The organism is Candidatus Uabimicrobium amorphum (assembly GCF_009002475.1).
Classification (GTDB): domain Bacteria; phylum Planctomycetota; class Uabimicrobiia; order Uabimicrobiales; family Uabimicrobiaceae; genus Uabimicrobium; species Uabimicrobium amorphum.
The window spans coordinates 8,302,810-8,327,861 of the sequence record NZ_AP019860.1; the positions used below are offsets into that span (position 1 = coordinate 8,302,810).

Annotated in this window: 21 protein-coding genes; 5 read left to right on the plus strand and 16 right to left on the minus strand. The window is 36.0% G+C overall.

Annotation, left to right across the window (positions count from 1 at the left end):
- The first annotated feature begins 70 nt into the window (after window positions 1-70).
- The gene (locus tag UABAM_RS29120) at window positions 71-1,051 is read left to right on the plus strand and encodes an aminoglycoside phosphotransferase family protein (RefSeq protein WP_151971505.1); all 981 of its coding nucleotides are present in this window, start codon (window positions 71-73) and stop codon (window positions 1,049-1,051) included.
- Between the two features lie 9 nt (window positions 1,052-1,060).
- Here UABAM_RS29120 and UABAM_RS29125 read toward each other — a convergent pair whose 3' ends face one another.
- Genes UABAM_RS29125 through UABAM_RS29135 form a run of 3 tightly spaced genes read right to left on the minus strand, consistent with a single transcriptional unit; the run spans window position 1,061 to window position 3,664 of the window.
- Window positions 1,061-1,762, minus strand: coding sequence for a sulfotransferase family 2 domain-containing protein (locus tag UABAM_RS29125; RefSeq protein ID WP_151971506.1), 702 nt, complete (start codon window positions 1,760-1,762; stop codon window positions 1,061-1,063).
- Window positions 1,763-1,778: 16 nt separating this feature from the next.
- On the minus strand, window positions 1,779-2,870 hold the full coding sequence (locus UABAM_RS29130) for a hypothetical protein (RefSeq protein WP_151971507.1): 1,092 nt from the start codon (window positions 2,868-2,870) through the stop codon (window positions 1,779-1,781).
- Window positions 2,871-2,920: 50 nt separating this feature from the next.
- Window positions 2,921-3,664: a glycosyltransferase family 2 protein gene (locus UABAM_RS29135; RefSeq protein ID WP_151971508.1), complete on the minus strand. Its 744-nt coding sequence runs from the start codon at window positions 3,662-3,664 to the stop codon at window positions 2,921-2,923.
- A gap of 222 nt (window positions 3,665-3,886) precedes the next feature.
- Here UABAM_RS29135 and UABAM_RS29140 point away from each other — a divergent pair, with 222 nt between their 5' ends.
- The 3 genes from UABAM_RS29140 to UABAM_RS29150 all read left to right on the plus strand — a co-directional run bounded on the left by UABAM_RS29140 (window position 3,887) and on the right by UABAM_RS29150 (window position 7,349).
- A complete protein-coding gene (locus UABAM_RS29140; RefSeq protein ID WP_151971509.1) occupies window positions 3,887-4,933 on the plus strand; it encodes a hypothetical protein in 1,047 nt (348 codons plus the stop codon).
- Window positions 4,934-5,228: 295 nt separating this feature from the next.
- Window positions 5,229-6,281, plus strand: a complete 1,053-nt coding sequence (locus tag UABAM_RS29145) for a hypothetical protein (protein WP_151971510.1) — start codon at window positions 5,229-5,231, stop codon at window positions 6,279-6,281.
- The gene (locus tag UABAM_RS29150; RefSeq protein ID WP_151971511.1) at window positions 6,282-7,349 is read left to right on the plus strand and encodes a hypothetical protein; all 1,068 of its coding nucleotides are present in this window, start codon (window positions 6,282-6,284) and stop codon (window positions 7,347-7,349) included.
- Window positions 7,350-7,365: 16 nt separating this feature from the next.
- On the opposite strand, the gene UABAM_RS29155 is transcribed toward UABAM_RS29150, so the two are convergent.
- From UABAM_RS29155 to UABAM_RS29180, 6 genes are all read right to left on the minus strand, one after another.
- The gene (locus UABAM_RS29155; RefSeq protein WP_151971512.1) at window positions 7,366-8,751 is read right to left on the minus strand and encodes a glycosyltransferase family 4 protein; all 1,386 of its coding nucleotides are present in this window, start codon (window positions 8,749-8,751) and stop codon (window positions 7,366-7,368) included.
- The gene (locus tag UABAM_RS29160) at window positions 8,748-9,782 is read right to left on the minus strand and encodes a hypothetical protein (RefSeq protein WP_151971513.1); all 1,035 of its coding nucleotides are present in this window, start codon (window positions 9,780-9,782) and stop codon (window positions 8,748-8,750) included. The genes UABAM_RS29155 and UABAM_RS29160 overlap by 4 nt, the downstream gene beginning before the upstream one ends.
- Window positions 9,783-9,913: 131 nt before the next feature.
- Entirely contained in the window at window positions 9,914-11,317 is a 1,404-nt protein-coding gene (locus tag UABAM_RS29165; protein ID WP_173013642.1) for a rhamnan synthesis F family protein, read from the minus strand.
- Window positions 11,318-11,340: 23 nt separating this feature from the next.
- Complete coding sequence (locus tag UABAM_RS29170) at window positions 11,341-12,417, minus strand: hypothetical protein (protein WP_151971515.1); 1,077 nt, start codon at window positions 12,415-12,417, stop codon at window positions 11,341-11,343.
- 108 nt (window positions 12,418-12,525) lie between these two features.
- Complete coding sequence (locus UABAM_RS29175) at window positions 12,526-13,629, minus strand: glycosyltransferase family 2 protein (protein WP_151971516.1); 1,104 nt, start codon at window positions 13,627-13,629, stop codon at window positions 12,526-12,528.
- Window positions 13,622-15,421, minus strand: a complete 1,800-nt coding sequence (locus tag UABAM_RS29180) for an ABC transporter ATP-binding protein (RefSeq protein WP_173013643.1) — start codon at window positions 15,419-15,421, stop codon at window positions 13,622-13,624. Before UABAM_RS29180 ends, UABAM_RS29175 begins: the two co-directional genes overlap by 8 nt.
- A gap of 139 nt (window positions 15,422-15,560) precedes the next feature.
- On the opposite strand from UABAM_RS29180, the gene UABAM_RS29185 reads away from it, so the two are divergent.
- Window positions 15,561-16,631 (plus strand): glycosyltransferase, encoded by a 1,071-nt coding sequence (locus tag UABAM_RS29185; protein WP_151971518.1) that lies wholly within the window; start codon window positions 15,561-15,563, stop codon window positions 16,629-16,631.
- Between the two features lie 22 nt (window positions 16,632-16,653).
- Here UABAM_RS29185 and msrB read toward each other — a convergent pair whose 3' ends face one another.
- From msrB to UABAM_RS29220, 7 genes are all read right to left on the minus strand, one after another.
- Window positions 16,654-17,034: a peptide-methionine (R)-S-oxide reductase MsrB gene (gene msrB / locus UABAM_RS29190; RefSeq protein ID WP_151971519.1), complete on the minus strand. Its 381-nt coding sequence runs from the start codon at window positions 17,032-17,034 to the stop codon at window positions 16,654-16,656.
- A 15-nt stretch (window positions 17,035-17,049) separates the two neighbouring features.
- Entirely contained in the window at window positions 17,050-17,559 is a 510-nt protein-coding gene (locus tag UABAM_RS29195) for a hypothetical protein (RefSeq protein ID WP_151971520.1), read from the minus strand.
- Window positions 17,556-18,077: a hypothetical protein gene (locus UABAM_RS29200; protein ID WP_151971521.1), complete on the minus strand. Its 522-nt coding sequence runs from the start codon at window positions 18,075-18,077 to the stop codon at window positions 17,556-17,558. Before UABAM_RS29200 ends, UABAM_RS29195 begins: the two co-directional genes overlap by 4 nt.
- Window positions 18,078-18,080: 3 nt before the next feature.
- Window positions 18,081-19,898 (minus strand): bifunctional serine/threonine-protein kinase/formylglycine-generating enzyme family protein, encoded by a 1,818-nt coding sequence (locus UABAM_RS29205; RefSeq protein ID WP_151971522.1) that lies wholly within the window; start codon window positions 19,896-19,898, stop codon window positions 18,081-18,083.
- 104 nt (window positions 19,899-20,002) lie between these two features.
- A complete protein-coding gene (locus tag UABAM_RS29210; RefSeq protein ID WP_151971523.1) occupies window positions 20,003-20,365 on the minus strand; it encodes a hypothetical protein in 363 nt (120 codons plus the stop codon).
- Window positions 20,362-21,954, minus strand: a complete 1,593-nt coding sequence (locus UABAM_RS29215; protein ID WP_151971524.1) for a serine/threonine-protein kinase — start codon at window positions 21,952-21,954, stop codon at window positions 20,362-20,364. Before UABAM_RS29215 ends, UABAM_RS29210 begins: the two co-directional genes overlap by 4 nt.
- Before the next feature lie 130 nt (window positions 21,955-22,084).
- The gene (locus tag UABAM_RS29220; protein WP_151971525.1) at window positions 22,085-24,928 is read right to left on the minus strand and encodes a bifunctional serine/threonine-protein kinase/formylglycine-generating enzyme family protein; all 2,844 of its coding nucleotides are present in this window, start codon (window positions 24,926-24,928) and stop codon (window positions 22,085-22,087) included.
- Between the last annotated feature and the right edge of the window lie 124 nt (window positions 24,929-25,052).

Here is a 25,052-nt window from a genome sequence, read left to right on the forward strand (position 1 = left end):
AATTTCCGTAGTGATAATTTATAAACTTTCATAACAAATTTGCAGTAGTGTTTTTTTATTTGGTGTTTAGATGATGCAAAGTCGTTTTTTTAATCATATTCAGGTAAAACCTAAAAAAAGTACTGTTCGAAAGTCTAGCATTGACACCGAAAAATTAAGACAAGAACTCTCTTGGTATTTGAAAATACCAAAAGAGTTACAGTCTATCTCCCCCAAGATTCTACAATATAATATGGATGAAAATCATTCATTTATTGATATGGAGTTTTATGACCATCCAACGCTTAGCAATATGTATCTATATAGAAATTACAGTGTCGAAACGTGGAAGAAGATTTGTCAAGAAATAGAGAGTACTTTACATAAATTAGGAAAGTATAAATTGAAATTTGTAAGTACTCAAAAATTGATAAAATCCATGAAGAGGATGTATGAAAAAAAAACGTACGAGAGACTAAAATCTGTTTTATCAAAAGAGCATGTCGCACTGTTTGACACCGAATATTTGGAGATTAATAATCAGGTTTGTGTTGGTTTAAAGTATGTCTTTTCGATGTTGCCAAAGTTGATAAATGAATCTGATCTTTACAATCAAAATCAATTTTCTATTATTCATGGAGATTTCTGTTTTGGCAATTTGCTATATAATTTTGAAACAGGAATCATTTACATGATCGACCCACGAGGAAAGTTTGGTGATTTCGATATTTATGGTGATCCACGTTACGATGTCGCAAAGTTACTACACAGTATAGAAGGGGAATATGATGTCATTGTCAATGGTATGTTTCATTCTTGTTGGAAAGACAAAAACTTTTTCTATAATTTGCATACCAACGACTATCAGTCGATGGTAAAAAATGTTTTCAATAAACACTTTCTAAAAAAATGGCAGACAAATCGTTTACAAATTAAACTAATAGAAAGCCTTATGTTTTTGAGTATGGTTCCTCTTCATGCAGATTCCCTACAGGCACAGCAAATTTTTCTGGCAAGGGGACTACAAATTTTGACTCAAATATCAAGTGAACTTTCTCTGGTTAAATTCTGAGGCGACACTTTATCTATGAAATTGAAATGTAAAGTTAAATACTGCAATATCTCTAGGAAACATCGTTCGCACTATGTCAATTGATTCGGTATCGTAATAGTTAGAGTAATGACTATGGTTGGTCGTATTTTCTCGTGGTAGTTGTAACTCGATACCAAATTTGTGTTTCATAGTTGAAATACATGTTTCAATGTCGTCTAGTTGACCAATCAAATCTAAGAGCAATTTGTTTTGGTTGTCGATCGGTAAAAAATTAACGCATTGTTCCCAGTGATGATTGCGATGGACAATAGCATGCTGAAGGAATGTTGGAAAATCTATATTACCGGGGGGCATTCCAAACAAGTCCTCTATTTGTTGCATTCGACGGGGAATGTTGCTTTTGCAAAACATGAACCAATTTGAGACCATTTTATCCCATGGGTTTCGAATCAGAGCAAATTTAAAATAGTTTGAATATTCCGAAGCTACCTCCAAAGGCATTTTATGGAGATTAACGAACCCTGAATTTTTTTCTCGCCCAGGTCCCAAAATTCCCCATGCTGACTTCATCGAACGACTGGCAACTTTAGGGACTTCAAACCAAATTATTTTTCGTTCGTGGGAAATCCAAACAAAACTATTCTTCAGACAACCACAATTTTTCTGTGTACAACGTGCGATTCTAGTTAAAGAAGTACTTTGTGCATTTTTGTTCTGCGATTGGTTCATTCAATCTTCTTTCCCTTTATTGTTTATGCCGATTAGATATCAGAAAACCTCTCAGACTATTTGAAAGATTTGCTGGAACACCATTGAAATTTAAAAACTTTGCAAAGCTGATCTCTGAAGCAAAGAATTGATGACCTTTAAAGTGGCTCCAGTGGGATTTCCCAGAACATTCACTGAATAAATGCGATTGGTTGTACTGTGAAAAATCTATAAGAAGTTTGTCTCTATTACATTGCAGGTAATCATATGTTGCCTCAACAGAGGGCATTTTTTCCATCAAAGAGTATGGGAATTTCATTCCATACCATTTGGCACTTAAATCTGACTTTAAGATTTGCTGCAAATTGATAGGCCAATACTTATTCTGATTTCCTGCAAAAACAGACCGACATAGTGTAAAAAAATTGTGAAACAAGAACATTAAATCGCGACTACCACCGAATACTTTGTCAGAAGCACAAATAATACCTTTAGATAAAATAACATCTTCCAGAATAGAATCAGGACTGATGTGAAAGAAGTCTGTACGTAACTTCAAAATATGAGTATATCTCTTTTGTATGGATTGTTCATATTTTGCGACCTGTTCTAACACTAATGCAAGTTTATGCCATTGGTGTAAGCTATTTTTTTCAAAGCGTGGCTCTGGGTTTACAATAACTGTGCGTTTCGTAAGATTATTTGCTTGTTCTAAATAGTTATTGGTAGTACAAATAAAGACATCAGCGTATTTTGCAAGTGTTTGCAAGAATTCAACAGTGCTTTCAAAGCACCTTAGTTCTCCAGGGATGACAATTGCAATACGATAGTCTTGTGATACTGGCTTTATAAGAGATGGTTTGACTTTTAAAAGATGAGGGGAATAAGTATTGATTCCTCGATGTGTCCAAATATTTTCTGGTGACTGAGTAAGAGCCTGTTTAAATAATTCATCTGCTACATCAAAGCGGCCACAATCATATTCCTGAATGGCTGGTCTAATTAATTCCCAAGCCTTCATCGCTTGAGGCGAAATTTTATCTGTTAACGCATGGGGGGCATGGTGATTGTCAGATGCGCTCTGTATAACCCATTCTGCTTGTTTAAGAAAGTTAGGAATAGTGTCCATTTTGGCGATAAAGTACCTTTCATTTCTGATCAGAATTGGGAACGTAATGTTTAAGAATTGGTAAATGATACATATTCTTCTGGTGTCCCGAAAAATATTACATCATCTTTTGGGATTAATTTATAGTAAATATTCGCTCCACTAGAAATAGCAGTATTGTATAAGGGAGCGACATATCTTTCGCCTCCTTGTAAATGTGTTGGATTTACATTTTCAATGGTGGAGTAAAGATCAAGATAAAAGGCAACGGATTTAAAATAATATAGACCTGTACTACAGAAGTCAGATATTCTATTTTTTTCGGTAACATAAATTGCTTTGCCAATAGAAGCGCTTTTGTCAACTGGTTTCACAAATGACCAATGATGACCACTTCCACAAAAAACTTCGATATATCCATCTACATTTTTCTGGCGGAACTCTTTTGGAAACTTGTAATTCGGACGCATGGTATCTATATTAAAAATTGTTATTGGTTCCGAAGTAGCAACAGTTGTTTTTTTTAGCCCAATAGCTACCGTCTCGGCTTGACCAGACGTTTCAGAATTTAGAATACAAATCTTTAAGTTGGTCGCGTTTAAGCCAATGCTGTTTAGTTCTGCGCGAATAAAGTTTTCACAGTTATAGGTATCTCTACATATAAACAAAAATTTTTCTGATGCATAGTAGTTAGAAAAACTGGAAATAGCATGGGCAAACAAAGATTTATTTTTTGCCTGTAACATGTATTTTGGTTTCTCATATCCAGCTTGGCGAAAGCGGCTGCTGGTACCCGCCATTGGTATTACAATCATTGATTTAATCCGTTTCAATACAACACTGTAATTTCTGGCTTGTAGCTCTATTGATTCTCTATTTTTAAAATAGCAAAATTTTATATCGGAAGCAAATTCTAGTTTTGTCGATACGTCTTAATAACGCCACAGGAAAGTCGATTTGACAATTGTCGGTGAATGAGTTACAGTATAAAATATAGTGCTGTATTTTAAAATTGTGAATCTTAAGTAAAGCAGAAAATGAAACAACTAGTATTGCATTTTGGAATGCACAAAACAGGTAGTACGGCTATACAACAATCCTTATATAAATCAGACCTAGGCCCTAATTGGGAATACTTAGATCTTGGAATACCAAACCACTCAGGCATTATTCGTTCTATTTTTCAAAAAAAATTATGCCGCCGCCAGAAAATTTTGAATATATCGCAATGCGAATTTTTACGGAAGAAAGCAAAGAATAGATCTCTATTTGAATCAGCATTGAAAGCCTGCCAAAAAGAAAATGTCATTATGTCTGGAGAAGGAACATGCCGTTTAACCAAAGATGAGTTATTCAATCTAAAAGAAACATGCTTGTCTTTAGGGTTTCACACCACAACAGTTGGATACTTACGAGAACCTAAGGGATATATTGAAAGCTCGTTCCAGCAAGGATTTAAATCACTACATGAACTTGCTTTTTTTGAGCATTTACCATACCCAAATTACAGAAAAACCTTAACTCAGTTTGAGGAAGTTTTTGGTAATAAAAACGTTTCCTACTGGTTATATGACAAAGATAGGTTTATCGATAGATGCGTTGTAAAAGATTTTCTTTCTCGATTAGGTGTTAAACCTCGACAAATTACGACTAAACAAAGTAACAAAGCGATGTCGATTTATACATTTCGTTTTTTATACACTTATAGAAAACTAGGACCAGCCCTAATCCCTGGAAAACTCGTCCAACAACATAACAATTTGCTATTTAACAAACTTCGTGAACTTGAAGGGCCCAAGTTATCGCTTTCAAAAGAGATAATAGATCCTATCATTGAAAGCAACTGGGAAGATATCGCGTGGGCCAACAGTAAATTAGAAAATTCTTTTCCCTTTCCCCAAAATACCGATGGGCTTCCAGGTTGCGTGGGGAGTGAGTCAGACCTTTTCGACTTTGATCAAAAATCTATTCGTTGGTTAGCTAAATTGATTGACAAGTCGCCCTCTGATTATTGCGGTGATCCACATCAAATTGCCACGTGGGTGCATACTCTACATGAGAAACTCATAAAGAATTCCCCCTAAACACCTCGATTCTTATTTATGAAGTAGGCGTGTCATCAATTAGCTAAACGCACCAAATTTAGAAAAAATATACACCTAGTGTCATTCCTGGCTTGACCAGGAATCCACAAATAAACTTGTAAAACCCAATAAAAGTAAGACTTTCTTTTTACATTAGAATTTTTTTCTTTTATTGTTTTTCTCTTAAAAAGCGTGGATCCCGCATCAAGTGCGGGATGACACAGTAAAGGAAATATTCTTTAATTGATGACAGCCCCTAAGTCAATCGAAGAAGAATCACTATGGAGATTGCAACATGAAACGTATGGTTTTGCACTTTGGGATGAACAAGACAGGTAGCACATCAATACAGCAGACTTTATACAAATCGGACCTTGGTTCTAATTGGGAATATGCAGATCTTGGAAGGCCAAATCACTCCTTTGTTATTCAGTTTGCTTTCCAAAAAAAAAGATCTCAAAGGCATATAAATAATGATATATCAGAAAGTAAATTTTTACAAAAAAAGGCCAAAAGTAGGTCGTTGCTAAAGTCAACATTGGAAAGCTGTAAAAAAAAGAATATCATCGTATCTGGCGAAGGAATATTTCGCTTAACCCAAGATGAGTTATCCGAATTCAATAAAATGTGCCTGAATTATGGCTTTCAAACACAAATAGTTGGATACTTACGAGAACCGAAAAGTCTTATAGAGAGTCAATTCCAGCAAGTCTTGAAAGGCGTGCATCATGTCGTTTCTTGGGAAAATCTACCATATCCAGATTATAAACAAAAATTGATACATTTTGAGAAGGTTTTTGGTAGAGAAAACGTTTCTTACTGGCTGTATGATAGAAATAAATTTGTCTGTGTTGTGAAAGATTTGCTTTTTCGGTTAGGTATCAAATCTGATCAATTAACTGTTAAATACACTAATAAATCGCTATCTCTGCGAGCTGTACGTTTTTTGTATACGTATAGAAAATTAGGACCGGCTTTAGCTCCAGATATTTGGATACAAAAAGGTCGCAAAAAGCTAATCGGAAAATTAAGAGAACTAAAGGGAGTTAAGTTGTCTTTTTCGAAAGAGATCATAGATCCTATTCTTGAAAACAATAAAGAAGATATTACATGGGCCAATAGTCGACTTGACTACCCGTTTCCACCTTGCAAAAATACTGATACATTACCTGGTTGTATCAATAGTGAATTAGATCTCTTCAAATTTGATGAAGAATCTCTTCATTGGTTAGGCAAATTGATCGATAAATCCCGCAGTGAATACTGTGGAGACATAAGAAAAATTGCGGCGTGGATGCATATTTTATACCAAAAGCTTGTGGAAAATGAATGTGGAAAGAATCTATAAATGAAACGTTTGGTGTTACACTTTGGAATGCGGAAAACTGGTAGTACATCCATTCAACAAGCTTTAACTACAGGAGATCTTGGTCCTAATTGGGAATATGCAGATCTTGGAAAACCAAATCACTCTTTCGCTATTCAATTTGCTTTTCAAAAAAAAAGATCTCAAAGGCATATAAATAAGGATATATCAGAAAGTGAATTTTTACAAGAAAAAGCCAGGAATCGGGTATTACTAAAAACAGTACTCGAAAGCTGTAAAAAGAAAAACCTTATCATTTCTGGAGAGGGGTTATTTCGTTTAGCTCAAGACGAACTATCTGAATTTAATGCAATGTGCTTAACTCATGGTTTTAAAGTAGAAGCGGTAGGATACTTGCGAGATCCTAAAAGTTGTATAGAAAGTGAGTTTCAACAAGTTTTAAAAGATATGCATGAAGTTAGTTTTTTCCAAAATTTGCCATACCCAAATTATCAAAAAACTCTAAGCAAATTTGAGGAAGTTTTCGATCGTGAGAATGTTGATTATTGGTTGTATGATAAAGATAAATTAATTGATGGATGTGCTGTAATAGATTTTTTGTTTCGATTGGGGATAAAACCTCGTCACTTAACAATTAAACAGAACAATAAATCACTCTCTTTTAGAGCGGTTCAATTTTTATACACGTATAGAAAACTAGGACCTGTATTGGTTCCCAATCATCTGATAAAAAAACGTCACTGGCTACTAGTTCAAAAACTGAGAGAACTCAAAGGACCTAGTTTATCTTTTTCAAAAAAAGTGATAGCCCCTATTATAAAAAGTAATCACGAGGATATTAAATGGGCAAATAGTAGATTAAATTACCCATTTTCGCCTTTGAAAAATACAGATGGACTTGTTGGTTGTGTTGATAGCGAATCAGATCTCTTCCATTTTGACAAAGAATCCATTCTTTGGTTAATGAACTTAGTGAACAAAAGACCTGCCGAGTACTCAACAGATCCAAACCAAATCGCCATGTGGTTAAATACTCTAAATTTACAATTGATAGAACAGCGTCGAAAATTCCGAGTGAAAAACAAGTAGATTGATAATATGATATTTATTCATTGTTGTTGGCGATAGATTTTAAATTTTGCACATAATTACGAAAATTCAAGTTTTCAATGACATATTCTCGATTCGCCTCTCCAATGTTTTGACAGAGTTTTGGATCTTGCAATAATGAATGTATTTCCTGTGCCGCTATACTTACATCCAAAAATGGCACTATTTTTGCCCCTTGAGGAACGGAAGTAAAAAAATCAACGCAGCCACAGCCTTTGTCAAACAAGACTATGGGAGTTTTGTAATACATCGCTTCAATAACAACGTTCGGACAAGGGTCCAACCTGGAGCACATATAAAAAACGCTTGCTTTGCTAAAGAAACTTTCTAGATTTTTTTGTTCAGGCACCATGTAAATGTTATTTATATCAACTAGTTCTCTGTATACTTCTTGCCATAGGTTGTATTCACCATCATGTAAATCTTTTTTACCAATCCATACAAATGCAACATCATCTTCTTTGTACATACTTTGGTATTTCTTTGCTGTTTGTAGAAAAATATCGTAACCTTTACGGCTGCAAATTGTTCCACAAGATAATACTACTTTTTTATCCTCAAAAATTTGCAAATAGCTTGGATCGAAATCAGAGTTATCTTCAAACCCCATGAATCCTTGAGATAAGAGAAATGTTTTCTTTTGTGCAAGATTATTGTAGGAGTTTTTAACTTGTGTACTTGGAAAAACGACCACATCTGCATCATCTTTAATGTGGCAAACCATCTGTTGTGGACAAAAGTAAGGAAATTCGTGAATAAGAGCAATGACTTTAGGGCAGATTTTTTTTACATGCGGAGTAACTGTGCCTGTTAATAAACTATTGAGTATTGCAAACTCCAACTTCGGTAATTCTTTCACAATGCGCTGAAAATGATGAAATCCTATGAGAACTTCGCAACAATATTTGGCGAAATCGGCTACCAAGCCGTAATCTTTCACAACGTCAGCCCATAAAAATATGTTGTAGTCTTTGCTTAATTCACGAGCTATATTTTTCCCAATAATAGGTGCTCCAGTGAGTGAAATCTCATGGCAAACGACAAGAACATTCTTTTTATGTTTCGCATACAGATCTCTATTTTGCAGTAAATAAGATTTCCCCAAATGAATAACAATAACCCTTCGTACCGTCAAACTTTTGCCTTGACCTGTATCTAACCTGATTTTTAGTAAGGAGATTTTTTTGCGTAAATTTACTCTCGCGCTAAAACTATACAAGTCAACTGTTTGTCGAGAAATATTGCAGTGTATCGTTTGCTTAGCCAACTTTACTTTGATTTCCATATTTTTGTTGTACATTTCTTGAGAGAAATTCCCAGATATCTTTAATACTGGTTTAAAGGATACGATACAAAATCGCGGAATATTGATATTTATCATAAACCTACCTTAATGAACAAATAACTAATAGCTACTGCTTGTAAAAAGATTACAATACCACATAATAGTAACAATCTATTACCTTTCTTTATTCTATTATTTAATCTCTTTCTTCCAGCTCTTTCGGAATCTTGTAGTATTCTTAGTAAAATTAGGACAACTTTTTCTAACTTTAATTCTTCAAATACCTGATAATTTTCTTCAGAGAATTCTTCATCAAATAAATTTTCACGCTGTAAATAATTTTGCGCGACTTGTTTGTTCGATGCTGAAAAATGATTTATGATTTCGTTTCTTTGTTCTATTGATAGTAGCTTTTCTTTTGGGTATGAGCTAAAGACAGTGTTAATTTTATTTAATAAAGGCGGTTTTAGAGGGTAACCCGCGACATTTGCCAGACGCTTTACTTCTAACAAATCCAAGTCAAGGCTCACATTTACCTGTTCTTGTTCTTTTTGCCATTCGATATCTTGTAGATCAATTATTTTTAAAAAACTATCGACAATATTTTGTTTTTGGTATGTCCGAACAATTAAGTTTTCAGGACTAAATTGCTCTTCCCATTTTTTCAAAAATAAAAGCCAGTTCATTTTTTGAAAATGAACTCTGAATTTATGTATGTCGTTTTGCACCTTGATGACTTGATTATAGCTAGATTCAAGAACTTCATCTTGTCTACGCAAGTAAATGATAATTTTTATTGAGGTAAAACCAATTTTTTGAAGATCGTTTTTTAAAAGTTCAACATTTTGAATACCACAAAAAAATTCGCTAGACAACAACACTTTTTTGCGTGGACACTTCGCCATCAATTTCTTCAAATCGAATAGTCTTTTTCTACCATCCCAATTTCTTGGCTGATGACTTTTTTCTCTGTAGGGCGCAGCTAGAAAATGATGAGCATTTCCATGAAGAGCAATATCAGGATATAACCACCCATGCTCGAAAAGTTTTAAACGATTTCTAGTGAGGAATGTTTGTATAGCAGAGCTGCCGGTTTTATGAAGGCCAATGTGTAAATATAATTCCATTTTATTCTCAAAAAAATTAATTGTCGTGAGTTCCCAAAACTCTTTATAAGAGCTTGTATGATAACATCATACTGCCTATGAGACTATTTTGGAAAAACATTTTTTTACACGCATAAAACAAAAATTTCTTTTTACGTTTCATATATTTTTTTCCTTTTACGACGTAACTTTGGCATGTTTACATTAGAGACCTTGATCGTTCCCCATCTAAATCCTGCACTTTCGCATATGCATGGAAACAGACGTTCAATAGCATGAGCCAATGTACCATCGATTCCAATGGGCTCTTGAGGAAAATATTGTGGTTGTAATTGCAAATCAAATAGTGGTTGCAACGCTTCACATTTTGCCCAAAACATAGCCCCTATCGGAAACTCTATGTGTCGCGGCAAATCAAAACTGGGGTCTATTTTTGCCATGACTTGCCGTGCTAAATCCATATTTTTTTGTGATGACCATCCTGGCAATCTAGGATCTTCAGGAAAAAGAAGCCCCAACTTTTTATTCTGTACAAAAAGATTAAGAATCGTATGAAACGCACCTGGCGAAAGCAAGTGCCGAAACAAAAAATTTCGCCAAGCATCAGAGGACCTTTGCGTTAAATCTTTTGATTTTTTTGTATGGACATGTCCAATGTATTCATAGCTCTTATATTTTTTTGCCATAGAGATAAAGGCGGAAATATTACGCCCTCGATTTTCGACCATTTCAACATGTACATTTCCGCCGCGATAGTCTTTGAAGCTGTCCTGTATCAATGAAATATTATCTTTAGCTGTAGTCGAAATAAATACATCTATTCCATACTTGACTTGTTTTAAATAATGACACAACTCTGCTGCAAACTCAGGATAGTACATGTGGATTTGCAAAGCGACCGAAATTTTATGTTTACATTTACATGAAGAAATATAGTTTACTTTATATGGTAGAGTTTTCGTTTCGATCATTTTGTGTATTGGGTTATCATCAATGCAGATTTTTTGGCTTTGTGCATCGAGAAACAAGAAATAGTTGCCTCCATCGCAAGGTTTGTAGTGCTGTTTCCACCAAAAATATTGATAGGCAAATGCTTTTTTCTTTGAAATAGAAAAGTGGGAAGAAATATCTTTTAGACCTTGAGAGGGTCTTTCTATTTCTAATAGTTGTAAAGTATTTACATTTCTTTGGTCAATAACGAAGCGCTTACCATAAATGCCTAGATTATCTATCCACTGTTGAGAGTTTGTCAATATGTAGTCGCTAACACCAACAAACTCATGAATCAATGATTTTCTTCCAACCAGAGGAGAAAAAACAAGCGAAATAACAGCAGCAGAACTGTAGCGTTTAGCGAACTTTGCTATGCCTAAAAACTTAATACTCGTAGTTACCACACCTGCAACATAACCACTTAGCAATAAAATCTTGGCGATTTGTATTTTTCCCCATTGTTTCCCGGAGATAATTTTTACGGTGTACTTCTTACGGAACTGCTGTAATATCGTACTTAAATCTAACTCGCTGTCAACAAAGACTAAGACTATTTTTTGCATACACATACTCAAAATGTTTTACGTCAAACCATATGAACATAAAGTAGGTAACATAACAGTAAGCAGAAAGCCGCCAATATCCCGACCATATAATTATATTTTTTTTGTAGTCTCTCAATTTGTTTTTTATATGACTCAGTATCTTTATGTAGAGAATAAATCATACGTGCAGAAATTTCATCAAAAGGTGACATTTTTTCATTATCATTTACACTCTTGCCTATGTTCATGTTACGCGAATTACCAATGACAATTTTATATTTTTGCGCAAGACTTTCGTTCATTTTTGCAAATCGTTTGTCCATTTCAACTGCCAAGTCGTTGGGCAATGATAAGGTTGTGGTTGTGTCGTTATGGATTTGTGTATATAGCAATCGATCGGAGAAACTACGGTCTGAATTTTCTAGCTGATTTATCGTACGCAAAAACTCCAATTCATTCGCGTCAGGTGTTGGATTTACTTTTTGTAGAGATACATCAAAGCGGCTTTTATGTTTATTTTCCATACCTAAAGCATCTAAAAAATCCTCTAGTAAACGGTGGGTTGTATATTTCAAGATGTTTAAATTGTGCAAACCAAAAACTTTGCGTAGTACTCTTAGCTTCGCTTCGTAGTCAAGTGTGCGTGAATATTTTTTATAGTAATGGTAAATATCTACAGTCAAGGACCTAGCTTTGACTTCTTGCGCGTATAACGAAAGTAACATTTCCTTTTGACCACGCAAAAATAATATAATTTTCACTTCATAACCTTTGTTTTTACATAGTTCATATATTTTTTCGAAGTGTACACGCTTTAAACTCCAAAAGGCCTCAGAAGAGTACAAAATAGTGTATTGATTTTTTGAAGATAGCAAGTTGCAAAAATCCTGATACGCCTGGACGTATTTTTTTTCATTTGGATTACGAAAGTATTTTGCAAGAAAAAAACCATTGCCGCTAGATATTTTTCCTTGTTGTGCTGAGATAAAAAATTTTTCCTTCGCTCCTGGATAAAAAATCCCCATCTTTTTGAGAGTGTGATGATGCTGCGCCAAAAAAACTTGAATCGCAGATGTACCAGTTTTGGGAGATCCTATGTGTAACAATAACGTTTTCATTTTATGTTCACAATCCACGTTTAAATTCACCATCTCAATACGATGCGCTACAGCATTACATCTTTATTTCGTCCGCTTGCATATCAAAATACGGTCTCACACTATTTTTTAGCAAACGACATTGAAATTTACATCTTGCCATTTCTGATAAAACTTTTTACGACTTTTATAGCGTATTTTTTTTACATTTCTGACTTTATTGTAAGAAATACTGTGTAAATGGACAACCACCGCATTATAGTTACATACAACTTGATATCCTCTCTTACAAACTTCGAGACACAGATCATTGTCCTCATAATATGCAGGGACATAGCGTTCATCAAATCCTCCGAGTTCGCGCCATAACTCTGCGCGAATCACAAATGCTGCTCCAGTGACAAAATGCAATTTTTCTATTTTGTGGCAAAACTTCTCGTCGCAAAAACTGAAACCTTCACCAATACGTTGTAACTTATTGCTGCGAAAAAATCCGCCGATAATTTGTATACTTCCGTTTTCCATCACTAACTTGGCACCACATATTCCTACTTTTTCATCATTTTCTAATGTTTCAAGCATGCACTGAAGTGCCTGTGGTTGTATAAGCGCATCGCTATTTAATAGAAAAATATATTTGCCTCGCGCATGCTTTGTTGCATTATTGCAGTTGCGTAAAAAACCGAGATTTTGCGCGTTGCGCAGATAAGTAATTCCATGTACATGTTTTTCTATTTCCTTGGTTTGGTCACTCGAACAATCATCAGCAACAATAACTTCGTAAGATACATTTTTACAATTTTCCCATATGTAGCGCAAACAATTATAGTTGTGATGCCAACTATTGTACACAGGCACTATAATGGTTACACATGGTTGTTGTTGCGGTGAAAAATAGATAGGGGAGTACTCGTAGTATTGTTCGGTTTGTAGTAACTTGGTTTGCTCCGATTTAGTAGAGTAATTATGTTGTTGTCCTATGAGGATATAGTGTACAAAAGGATGATACTCATATTGCGACACTTCAGGATAGGTTTCGATATAATGTTTCTTATCAAACTGCTGATTTGGGTTTCTTTGCTGTTTGTCACCATATTGCAAATAGTGCTCAATAAGTTTCTCTGGTGCAATTTCAGGGTACATCATTTGGTAATAATTCATGTCAAATAAACCGCTATTTCGTATGGTTTCTATTTCGAAATAGAGCTTTTTGTTCATTATCTTTTTAAACATTATTCTGCTTCTTATTATCTTGAAATAGGTTACGCAAAACCTGACTATTTTGCAAAACAAAATCTTTTGTTCCCCAGCACTCAACTTCTCCCTTATTGAACACTATAATTTTATCAACATAATCTAAAGTAGACTCTTTATGAGAAATGATAAATAGTGTTTTTTCTTTGCAATAATCTTTGATGTATTCTCGTGTTTGTTTTTCATTTTCTTTGTCGAGAGATGCGGTAGCTTCGTCTAAGATGATAATATCACTTGCCTTGGTAAGTCCCCTAACGATCGTAAGGAGTTGCTCTTGCCCACCTGAAAACTCAATATCTTTGCCGTATACAGCGTCAAAACCACTTTCCAAAATAAAATCTAGTGCCGCGATACTACGGGCGATACTTTGTACGGCCTTTTCGTCTTTCGATTTTCCACAGCAAATATTATCCCACAACGATAAGTGAAACAAATGCGATTTTTGGCTTACTACACTTATTTTTTGCCGCAAACTTTCCGTATCGTACTCCTGTAAACTTTTGCCATCAACACGAACTTCACCACGGCGAGGAACAAAAAACTTCAACAATATTTTGCCCATCGTGCTTTTCCCAGAGCCGTTATAGCCAAAAACACCTACTTTTTCGCCTTTAGTAACCTCAAAAGATACCCTCTTTAGCACTATTTCCCTTTTATAAGCAAAAGATACTTTATCGAACTCTATTTTGTCTTGGAAACTAAAAATGTATTTGCCATCGTTTTTCTCGGAATGATAAACAGCTTCATCCTGTAAAGCGAAAACTTTTTGCCCAATGGTTGTACAACGTACAATTTTATTGTGAATTCCTGCTAATTTGCGAATAGGGTCAACCATTACTGCAACAGCAGCATAAAACATAAAGAAATCCCCTGGAGTCATTTGTTTTTTCAAAACCATACGTGCAGACACTAAAAGCACCAATATGCCAGAAATAGATACCAGAACTTCAACCACAGGCCCCGTACTAAAATCATACTTTGCCAATTGCATGCGTTTGTGCAACAACTCGCGTTGTTTGCATTGTAATTTATTGTGAAAAAAACTTTCCATGGAAAAAGTCTTTAAGGTATATACTCCATGAAAAATATCTTGAAAAATACTTAAAAGTACACCATCTTCTTGAATATTTTCCTGCAACTTTTCGCGTATTTTCTTGCCAAAGTAGTAAACGACAAACATCACCACTGGCATCATCGCGAATATGAATAAACTGAGAGACCAACTAATGGAAAAACAAATTGCAAGTGATACCAGAATCTTCAACGGTTCTCGTTGGACTTTACCGAAAATTAAACGAATTCCAATAGAAAGAGCCGCAATTTGTCGATGAAGTAAATTGATAGCATGTGCACTACTTTTTTTATTGAAGAACACCATATTCGCATGAATAATTTTATCAAAAGTGTCATCGACAATGCTAATCAGCGTGGTGTTAGCGATATAGTTACTTACGTAGTCATGTGTAAAACGCAACATATTTTTTAGTACAATAACGATTGCCATGAAACAAACACTAACGTAAACTACGTTGTAACGATCATTTACGAAATCTTCACCAAGGATATAAACTATTTTTTCACCTATACTGCCTAAAGCTAGTAACTGTTCACTCACAGAGAGGTCTTGAGCAAACAAACAATCACCAATAGGCTTAAAAATAGCAAGAGAAGCAAAGTGTAGGGTGGATATAAAAAAAGAAAGAACAATAGTAAAAATAACTAGTGTTATCTGCGGTTTGATATAACCTAACAAGCGTAAGTATATTACCATAGTAGATGATGATTTTTCATGTTGGTTTAGCATATTAATCGAATAAAAGTTATGTTTTACGTTGTACTAAACAAAGTTTATCACTATACTAATCTTTAATTTACAATCTTACAAAATCCATTACAATAACAATATTTTAATGAAAATTTTAATTTTACATATAAAAGATCTTTCTCACGATTTTTCTATCTTTCGCGAAACAGCAAAGTCTTTCCCAAACACGTATGAAACTCATGAGGCCTTCTTAAAAGAAGATGCTAAAAAAATAGGTAGTACTCCTACCCATAGATTTTATTTTGATAAAAACCAATTAAAAAAACCGAATGTGATTACCACGGTAAAACAATATTTACAACGTGAAAAATTCAATGTAGTTATCGCTCACCGCTATCGTGCAATAAATATTTTAGCGCAAGCAGCAAAAGATCTACCTATATTAAAAATTGGTGTTTTTCATGGGTTAAACAACATATCTTTTTTTAAAAGACGATTTTTACATACACATACACAAGACTTCCACTTTGTGTGTGTATCTCAAGCAGTAAAAAACTATATTGTCGCGAATAAACTACCAAAAGAAAGATGTTACGTCATTTATAATGCAGTAAATATTAAAGCGATGCGCGCTAAACAATTTTCGCGATTACAAGCACGGGAAAAACTAAAATTAGACGCAAGTGATTTTGTTTATGGTATGGTTGGGCGCATGTCAACCCAAAAAGGATATGAATATCTCATTCCAGCATTTCACCAGTTTTGTGTAACACACCCACAAACCAAGTTATGCATTGTCGGAGATGGAAGAAAAAGTATACAACATAAAATTGAGAAGTACATACAAAAGCATAATTTACAAAACAACATTTTTCTCAAAGGTTATATTTCAAATGCATATAGATATATGCGGGCATTTGATACACTTATACTACCATCCACCTCCGAAGGATTTGGCCTTGTACTTCTTGAAGCAATGTGTGCACACACTCCTATTATTGCATCAAATGCAGGAGGAATCCCCGAAGTTTTGGAAAGTAACGTTTCTATTTTTGAAAAAAAAAGTACACGAGCACTATACGACGCAATGGTAAAAAACTTCGCTATGCATCCCAATAACCCCGCTGTACAAGATATCCATTTGCAAAAATTTGATATCCAAAAACACTATGAAAATTACAATTCATTAGTAAATAGTCTATTCAAAAACCAGTGAAACTACTTTAGAACTTTTATCGTTATTCACCTTCAAAATTCAAGGCCGCAGAGTTAATACAATAGCGTAGTCCTGTGGGTTCTGGGCCATCTTCGAAGACGTGGCCTAAGTGCGACTGACACTGATTACACAGTACTTCGACACGCGGCATGTAGGCAATAGAATAATCTTTTTTTACCGCTACATTGTCTTTGGAAATACACTGCCAAAAACTTGGCCAACCAGAACCGGAGTCATACTTGGTTTCGGAATCGAAAAGATCGATATCACACGCGGCACATTTGTATACGCCCTTTTCCTTATGATTGTAATATTTATTGGCAAATGGACGCTCGGTTCCTTTTTCACGTAGAATGTGATATTGCTCCGGGGTTAGTTTTTCGCGCCATTTTTCATCGTCCATAGGTGTCTCCCAACTCTATTTGTATACCAAAGCTATGCGAAAGTAACTGGGTGTTCCATCTGTTTTTATGGTAAACTCTTTCTCTGTAGTCTGTAATTTCTTTAGGCGTCCCATCATAGGTATTCTATTGTAATAACGATACTGACCTACGAGAAGACCTTTATCGTCATGTAAGAACAAATAAAAATTTATTTTGATTGTTTCTGTCGAATACATTTTGACAACAGCTTTATATTTATTTTTCGACTCTTCGATAAGCTGAACATTTTTTATATAGTCATAATGGCTCAAACGTTTTCCGTTATATTTTTTTAAGTCGTACAGATACGCAAAACGTTCTTTCGCTGTGGAGTACAGCATATGCTGTTGTTGTTCTTCGTAGCGTTTGTATTCGTTGTCTTGTTTTTTAAACTCTAATTTGACGCGATCTTCTTCTTTGCGAAGTCTTCTCTTGCGCTCGTGTTCTGTTTCGCATCCTATAATAGCACAGACTAACAATAGTATCAAAAATCCGCGAGTAATCATGAAGAAATTTCCTTTAACAGAAAATACGTAGGTGTTGATTTAGTCACAGGCAACTTCAGTTTTACTTCCTGAGGGGTAAGGTTATCCTTTTTTAGATAGTGATTCCAAAAAGCCTTGAATATCACTTCTTGTCTATGAATATTAATTCCTCGGGAATCAAAAATGTAAATGTAGAAATGTGGCCGCACTTTATCTTTATCAGTTTTATAGTTAAAAATGAGTTTTATCTGACGCTTTTTGTTCGAAATAAAATTAATGGTAGATAAATAGTCAAGACCTGGGATGTCATTTTGCATTTCACGTCCCCAAGCAATTTGACGGATGTTAGGAAAGCGATACAAAAGACTGTTTTTCCAAGTTTCACGCAACTCCTTTTGCAAATCTTCGGTATCTTTCGCCATAGCCTTCGTATCAACTTTTACCTGTTCTATACTTTTTCTAAGTGCTTCTACTTCCGGCGAATTAGAATCACAGCCTATTATAACAAGCACTGCAACAACTATAAACAATAAGCGCACAAGCTACTCCTTATCTTTTACACAACGAAATCCAATATCATTTCTCGAAAAATTTAGAAAAAATCCTTCTCGGTAACTTATGGTGGTATTTCTAGGTTTTACGTTAAAACTTCCTCCGCGAATCACCTTATCTTTTTTTATCGAAGGATCGTACCATGAATCTGTCCACTCCCACACGTTACCACTCATATCAAAGATGTTTTTTGGGGTCTTGCGTAACGAATTATAGTCAACTGGTAATAGCTTTTCCCCAACGTTGGCATGTTTTTGATCAAACTTCTCTCCCCATGACCATTGTACATTTTTGCGTCCCAGTTGATCGGGAAAACGCGCAGCCTTTTCCCACTCTACTTCACTAGGTAAACGCTTGCCTGCCCAAGCGGCATAAAGAGCGGCATCATACCAACTTACTCCGACAACCGGATAATTTGCTTTATCCTTAGGATAACGCCCTTCCCAGTGTGTAGGTGCTTCAAAACCAGTATCTTCTAAAAAAGTATTATACTCTTTATTGGTAACTTCGTGATCATCGATCAAAAAGGCTTTTGTATAGTATTTTTTTACTGGTTTTTCATCAAAGAATCCATTTTCATTACCAATGTTTACTTCACCAGCGCTAATTTCCACCATATGTTCATCACTGGTTTCTTTTTTGCGATTTTGCAATACATATTCCAACTTGTTTTGAAAAATTTCCTGTGGTGTCGGTTTCTTTTCATCGCGTTTTTCTTTGTTATTTGTCTTATTTGCTTCCACATCAATTTTTACATAACGGTAATTGCGATCGAGATAATTGAAAAAGTGTGGACGGAGAAATATGAGTATGCCCGTAGCAAAAATTATGGTAAAGACAATGGCAGAAACAACATGAGACTTTTCAGAAGCTTCCACGGCCCGCAAAAAGGATTTAGCACTTCTATGTCTTTTTAGTGGGTTCCATTGTATCGCTTTGATAATAGCTCTTTCAAGTTTTTTTGAAATTTTTAATCCTGGACGCACTTTTTTCATTGGCGGCGCTTCGGGAAAACGACTGTTTGATTTTTGGTGAATCAGTATTCCCGCGGGAAAAGGTAGTACGCGAGTGATCAGTTCGTAAAAGCAAACACCTACAGAGTAAATGTCGCATGTTCCATCCAATGCTTTGGCAAAGAACACTTCGGGAGCTGTGTAATTATTCCCTTGCCGTGGTGTCGCCATATCACCATTGATATTTGTATCATATTCTTTTGTGTAGTTATTCTCGCCCAACCCTAAAATTTTCACAAAGGATTTGGAGTCTCCATTTTTTACTAAGATAATTTTCGAAGGCTGTAAACCCTGATGCAGAAGTTCTCTTTCGTGTGCGACACTCAGAATATCTAACGTTTGTTTTATAATAGAGTAGGCTAATTTCATCGAAACTTTGGGAACATCTTTTATTATTTTACACAGACTTTCCCCTTCAATATACTCAGAGACAATAAAAGCAAAGTCGTCTTTGTTGCGTCCCATATCTAAGATCTTAACCCAGCCTGGATGTGAAATTTTTTGTGCCTCGCGTAGAGACTTTTCTAACACGCGAAAATTGTCATCATTGGAAACAGGTCGACGTGAAATTTTGATAGCAACCTCACGTGAAGTAGCAATTTCAAGGCCACGGTACACGAACCATTTACCTTCAGAATTGATCGATTCTTTGATTTCATATTTGTCTTTTAAGATTTGTCCCGGAAAAACCCCCGGAGAAGACTGGCGCACTTTTTTCTCTAGTTTTGTTCCATCGGAAGGACAAAACGAAATATGGTCATTGTAAGTTCGCCCACAACAAGGACATGTCTTCATAACCACCCCTTTAATAGCTAAACCCGTCGAATAAAATTGCCTTGCACCCCAGTCGTAACCGTAAACGTAATCGTCACCGTGACCCTGACCGTGACCGCAAAATTCTAATGAACAACCGCCTCAGAAGAAACACTTCCTAGCTCTTTTGTTTCTGCGCGTTTGTAGTACCATCTTAGCCCAACTAAAACAACTGCAAACGCGGCAAAACAACCATAAAAATAATAATTATCGTGCGGGTAAATGAGAACACCTTCTAAGAGAATATCGAAAATAATAGATGCGTGTACAAAATAATCCCACATATTTAAAAAGTATTTCTTGTAAAAATAGATACTTACAATAAGTAATACGCAAAATACCCCTACTCCGATTGATTGTACTTGGAATTTTGTTTCACAAAACATCCATGCGTGGAAAACCGCGATGTACACAATTCCCAAAACAACAGAAAACCACCACTTTTTCATTTCTCATCCTCTTTTTTTTGTAGTTTATCTTTCAGCCAACGAACTCTCTCTTGGCGTAACCAATCATCATTTTTTGATGTTTCTTCTAGAGATTTAAGTGCCTCAGAGAAAGACTTGCTTTCCATCAATTTTTCCACCTGCGCTACATGTGATTCCTCTTCAACAAGATGCGCAATCTCTTTAAACATTAGACTATCCTGTTGCAAAACGTAAATATAGTATTGCGCTTCTTTGTATTTTTGTTTACGTATACTCTGGGCAAAAGCCTCTAAAAGAATTTGTTTTTTGAGCTCTCTAATTTCGTCGTTGTTGCCTAGTTCTTCTGCTAAAGTCGTAAATTCTAATGCCGAAGAGTATTTTTCGGCAGAGAGCATATGGCGCGCTTCTCGTATGAGAAACTCTTTCTCATAAGAAGGAGAAATGAAAACAAAGTATGTAATGAATACTGCCAGGATGAGTAAGAACAGCGGCAAAACAACACGTGCTTTTTTATCTAACTTACCGAAAAATCGGTGCAGCTGTACTTGGGTAATGAGAGAGTATTGCCACGCATTGCTTTTATTTTCGTAGTCTAAAGCTTGTATAAAGGTTCGTGCATCTTTAAAACGCCTTGACGGATCTTTTTCTAAAGCCTTAGAAATGATCGCATCGACAATGTGTGGAACATCATCTTTTTTCAAATGCGTCGCACACAACTTTTTAAGTGATATTGGTGTTGCGCGTAAAATGGATTTTAACACTTTTTGTCTCGTTCCACCAAAAGGTGTTGCCCCACAAATCATATGGTACATCAAAGCCCCTACGGCATATAAATCGGTGTGTCCGCCCACATTTTTATTTAGAATTTGTTCTGGTGCCATATACCTAGTAGTACCAATAATATAACCGGTCTTTGTCAGAGTTTGTTGCTCAAGGCCACTCACTTCGGAAAAAATCTTCGCCACTCCAAAATCGAGTATCTTCACCTTTATACCACCATTTGTGTATTCAATCATGATATTACCGGGTTTTATGTCGCGATGTGCAATTCCCTTATCGTGCGCTACTTGCAAAGCGGCTAAGATTTGTTTTGCGATAATAAAAGTTTCGGTAATAGGCAAGCGTTTTTTTTGTATTAGGATGTTGCGCAAACTTTGTCCCGCGCAAAAGTCCATAACAAAAAATATTGTTCCCTGTTTGGTCTTATGAACACTGCGTACGGGAACTATATTCGGATGAAGTAATTCTAAGCCAATGCGTGCTTCATTGATAAAACGTTTTTCATAACGTTCGCGCATTTCGCTAGGAAAAGAATCCAGTTTTAAAATTTTAATCGCCACAGCTTTTTTCAATATCAAATCTGTTCCACGGTATACTTTACCCATTGCACCATCGGCAACATAGGACTCGATCTTGAATCTTTTTGCCAAAACTTTGCCAATCATCTGGTCGTTTTTTTTGGAAAAAAGAGTTTGTGTGGTCATCAATTTCGGAGATTGGGGAACTTTGATGTATCTCTTACAATTCTGGCAGCGAATTTCCTTGCGTTGTTCTTTTACGTTTACTTTGATTTTATGTCCGCAAGGGCAGCCTAAAATAAAAGAATCCAATTTTGTTTACCTTGACAAAAAAAAATGGGCACCTAAAGATGCCCATTTGGAGTATACAAAAATACAATTAAAACAGGGCGTATATAGTACGCCTACATTGTATCATTTTCTTTGCAAATAGTAAAACGCTCTATGATTTTCCAGATATTTTCTTGCAAATTCTTTTTACAGTGCGAAAGCCTATTTGATTTCGGCGTTCTTTTGCAGAAATGTATCCACGTGTTGTCACTCTTACTTTTCGAGCTCTTTGTTGCCATGAACCACCGCGAGCAATTTTAAACTTGCCGCCTTGTGGCCCTTGAGGATTTGTAAGTGGACTTTTGTTGTAGTAATGCGCATCATACCAATCTTGGCACCATTCCCAAACATTGCCACTCATGTCATAACAACCGTAAGGAGAACTATTGTCACCATACTCGTTCACTGCTGAGGTCTGACCAACATTACAGTTATAATTGCATCGTGTAAGGTCGGGAAGTTCGTTCCCCCAAGGGTAGTGACGACAATCGGTTCCCCGTGCTGCTTTTTCCCATTCAGCTTCCGTTGGCAAAGATTTTTGAGACCAACTACAATATGCTTGTGCGTCGTGCCAATCAACTCCGACAACCGGCTGTTCAGGATCGTTCCATTTTGGATGATACCAAAACTGTGGAACGTGCAGCTTTTTGGCGCTGTCCATAACAATATTTGTTTGCGGATTTTGTCCAATAGCGTTTAAAAATTGCTTATAACGAGCGTTTGTTACAGGATATTTATCGATTAGATAGGCATCTAGATACACTTTGTGTTCGAGAACCTCTTCCAAGTCGGCATCAATGGAATTGTCTCCCATCACAAAAATTCCTTTGGGAATATAGACCATTGGTGCATTGTCGATAAGGGAAATAATTTCCTCATTTACAATTTTATACCCGACAGGAAGGTGCTCCAAAACACACTGTGGGATCAAACTAATTGCTTTGTTGCGTACGTAAAATATCGGAAAAACGTCAGACTCAGCCATTTCGTCTTCAGTGAAACTTTGCTCGTGTATTTTTTTTAAGTCTATCAAAACATCTTCTATTGAAGAGTAACGCTTTTCTGGTAGTTTACGCGTAGCTTTACGCAAAATTTTTCGTACCTTTATCGGTACGTGTTCCCACTCCATATCGTAGGGTTCATCTCCTGTAAACAAGTAGTACAAAGTTTTGCCAAACGAGTACACATCGCTATAGACCGTCACTTTTTCAGAATCCATCAACTTTTCAGGCGCTGAATAGTAAACAGACGAATAGAACTCATTTGCCAGTAAAACGTTGCTTTTCCAGTCCGCTAATCCGAAGTCAACAATCTTAATCATTTCATCATTGATGCTGAAAAAGTTTGTCGGTTTCAGATCTCCATGTATAATGCCCTCTTTATGAGCATAATCTATCGCCTCTCCTAATTGGTAAGCGATACGAAGATTTTCTTCGAATGTCAGTTTGCTATTTTGTACTTTTTGCTGCAAGTTTGAACCTTCTAGATACTCCATTGCCACCCAAGAATGACGTGCATCTTTTAGTGACATGTCATAAATCTTGACAATATGTGGATGATCTAGACGTTTCGCCACCGCAACAGCATCCCAAAACTTTTCGCGACGCTTTTCCGAGTCATACTCTGGTTTGAGTACTTTGATTGCAACAACATCGTTGGTTGCGGCCCGTAAAACTTTGTACACAAAGCCAGTTCGTCCTTTGGCAATAATATCGAGCATTTTATATTTTTCGCTAGGGAAAAGCGCAAAGTTTTTGTTGATAGAGATCATTTCTTCATAAACTTTTACCGCTTTTTTGTATTTGCCGCGTTCCTGCAGCATCTGAAAGTATATAAAATGAACGTGTGCATCGCGTACATCTCTAGCAACTAACTTCTCAATAATCGCTAGAGTCTTTGGTATTTTGTCCAAATCGTAGAGATTCATCGACAAAGAGTTTACAATCTGCATACGATGGTTCTCAGGCAAAGCTTCCCATTTGATCGATTCGACGAGACTATTGATGTTTTCCATAAGCTGTAATTCGGAAAAACTAGAACGATTTGGCAACAGTACGTTTTCTAAGTTATGTGCTTTGTTGCGTTGTATACCTTGTAATTGTGTTAATGTACGCAAAATGATATCTAATTTTGCATTCATGTCGCGATGATCTTGAGCCAATTCATCTAATTTGTACATCACAGGTCCCAACAGTTCGCGATATTTTTCTTGCAAATCACAAACTTGGTCAATCGTCGCCAGGCGGGTTGCTTGAGCTCCTAACAAACTCAAATTCGAAAAATTTTGATTTTCCATCGAATTGTTAATTTGTTGTTTGATATCTTGTAAGTCTTTTTGAATTCGTTCACGATCTAGACGGCTAACAATGGAGGATAGATTGGCATTACAACTGATTTCCAAATGAAAATGTGCCACTAACCCTTCCATGAGCAAATTGCGGAACCACAAAAGCTGAATCAATTCTTTTGCTTGGGGAAGTTCATTTTGAATGTTGTGAATAATCACTTCACCCATTTCTTCACCCGAAGCGGTAACTCCGTCTACACTCGTTAGATTTTCAAGCAATTCTTCTTCACTATACTGTGAAAAATCGATTATTTTGCCGCGAATTTTTTCTAGTTCGCAGCACTGTTCCAACACTTTAGATCGAAAGCTTGCTAACCTTTCACCCGTATAGCCGTGTTTTACTGCAAAAGGAGTAATCACCTCCTGTGCAAATTTTGCAGCTAATTGCTTACGACTCTTCGGTGAAAGCAATTCATTTTCGCCCAAAGCAATTTTCAGTGTACGAATGGACTCGCTCCAGGAGCGCTGCATGGCTTCCGCTATTTTGGAAATACTTTCACCATACTTCTTGAGTCCATCGACAATATTATCGGCGATTAAACACCCAGGGCTGATGCCTTCTAAAAGTAGCGAGGCAACCCATGAAAAAATGCTTACGGCATTTTTCATAACAGAAGCCCTAAAGAGTGTCTATAAAATGGTTTCATCCCCATATTTCCCCCTTTCTTTCTGGCTTGGCAGTAGCTTTATCACCATAATTTGAGGAAGGAGTGGGAGTAGTTTTGCGAGCTTT

Excerpts from the sequence above, each read along its gene's own strand:
- UABAM_RS29120 (WP_151971505.1), top strand. The coding sequence starts at position 71 with ATGATGCAAAGTCGTTTTTTTAATCATATTCAGGTAAAACCTAAAAAA.
- UABAM_RS29125 (WP_151971506.1), bottom strand. The coding sequence starts at position 1,762 with ATGAACCAATCGCAGAACAAAAATGCACAAAGTACTTCTTTAACTAGA.
- UABAM_RS29130 (WP_151971507.1), bottom strand. The coding sequence starts at position 2,870 with ATGGACACTATTCCTAACTTTCTTAAACAAGCAGAATGGGTTATACAG.
- UABAM_RS29135 (WP_151971508.1), bottom strand. The coding sequence starts at position 3,664 with ATGATTGTAATACCAATGGCGGGTACCAGCAGCCGCTTTCGCCAAGCT.
- UABAM_RS29140 (WP_151971509.1), top strand. The coding sequence starts at position 3,887 with ATGAAACAACTAGTATTGCATTTTGGAATGCACAAAACAGGTAGTACG.
- UABAM_RS29145 (WP_151971510.1), top strand. The coding sequence starts at position 5,229 with ATGAAACGTATGGTTTTGCACTTTGGGATGAACAAGACAGGTAGCACA.
- UABAM_RS29150 (WP_151971511.1), top strand. The coding sequence starts at position 6,282 with ATGAAACGTTTGGTGTTACACTTTGGAATGCGGAAAACTGGTAGTACA.
- UABAM_RS29155 (WP_151971512.1), bottom strand. The coding sequence starts at position 8,751 with ATGATAAATATCAATATTCCGCGATTTTGTATCGTATCCTTTAAACCA.
- UABAM_RS29160 (WP_151971513.1), bottom strand. The coding sequence starts at position 9,782 with ATGGAATTATATTTACACATTGGCCTTCATAAAACCGGCAGCTCTGCT.
- UABAM_RS29165 (WP_173013642.1), bottom strand. The coding sequence starts at position 11,317 with ATGCAAAAAATAGTCTTAGTCTTTGTTGACAGCGAGTTAGATTTAAGT.
- UABAM_RS29170 (WP_151971515.1), bottom strand. The coding sequence starts at position 12,417 with ATGAAAACGTTATTGTTACACATAGGATCTCCCAAAACTGGTACATCT.
- UABAM_RS29175 (WP_151971516.1), bottom strand. The coding sequence starts at position 13,629 with ATGTTTAAAAAGATAATGAACAAAAAGCTCTATTTCGAAATAGAAACC.
- UABAM_RS29180 (WP_173013643.1), bottom strand. The coding sequence starts at position 15,421 with ATGGTAATATACTTACGCTTGTTAGGTTATATCAAACCGCAGATAACA.
- UABAM_RS29185 (WP_151971518.1), top strand. The coding sequence starts at position 15,561 with ATGAAAATTTTAATTTTACATATAAAAGATCTTTCTCACGATTTTTCT.
- msrB (WP_151971519.1), bottom strand. The coding sequence starts at position 17,034 with ATGGACGATGAAAAATGGCGCGAAAAACTAACCCCGGAGCAATATCAC.
- UABAM_RS29195 (WP_151971520.1), bottom strand. The coding sequence starts at position 17,559 with ATGATTACTCGCGGATTTTTGATACTATTGTTAGTCTGTGCTATTATA.
- UABAM_RS29205 (WP_151971522.1), bottom strand. The coding sequence starts at position 19,898 with ATGAAGACATGTCCTTGTTGTGGGCGAACTTACAATGACCATATTTCG.
- UABAM_RS29210 (WP_151971523.1), bottom strand. The coding sequence starts at position 20,365 with ATGAAAAAGTGGTGGTTTTCTGTTGTTTTGGGAATTGTGTACATCGCG.
- UABAM_RS29220 (WP_151971525.1), bottom strand. The coding sequence starts at position 24,928 with ATGAAAAATGCCGTAAGCATTTTTTCATGGGTTGCCTCGCTACTTTTA.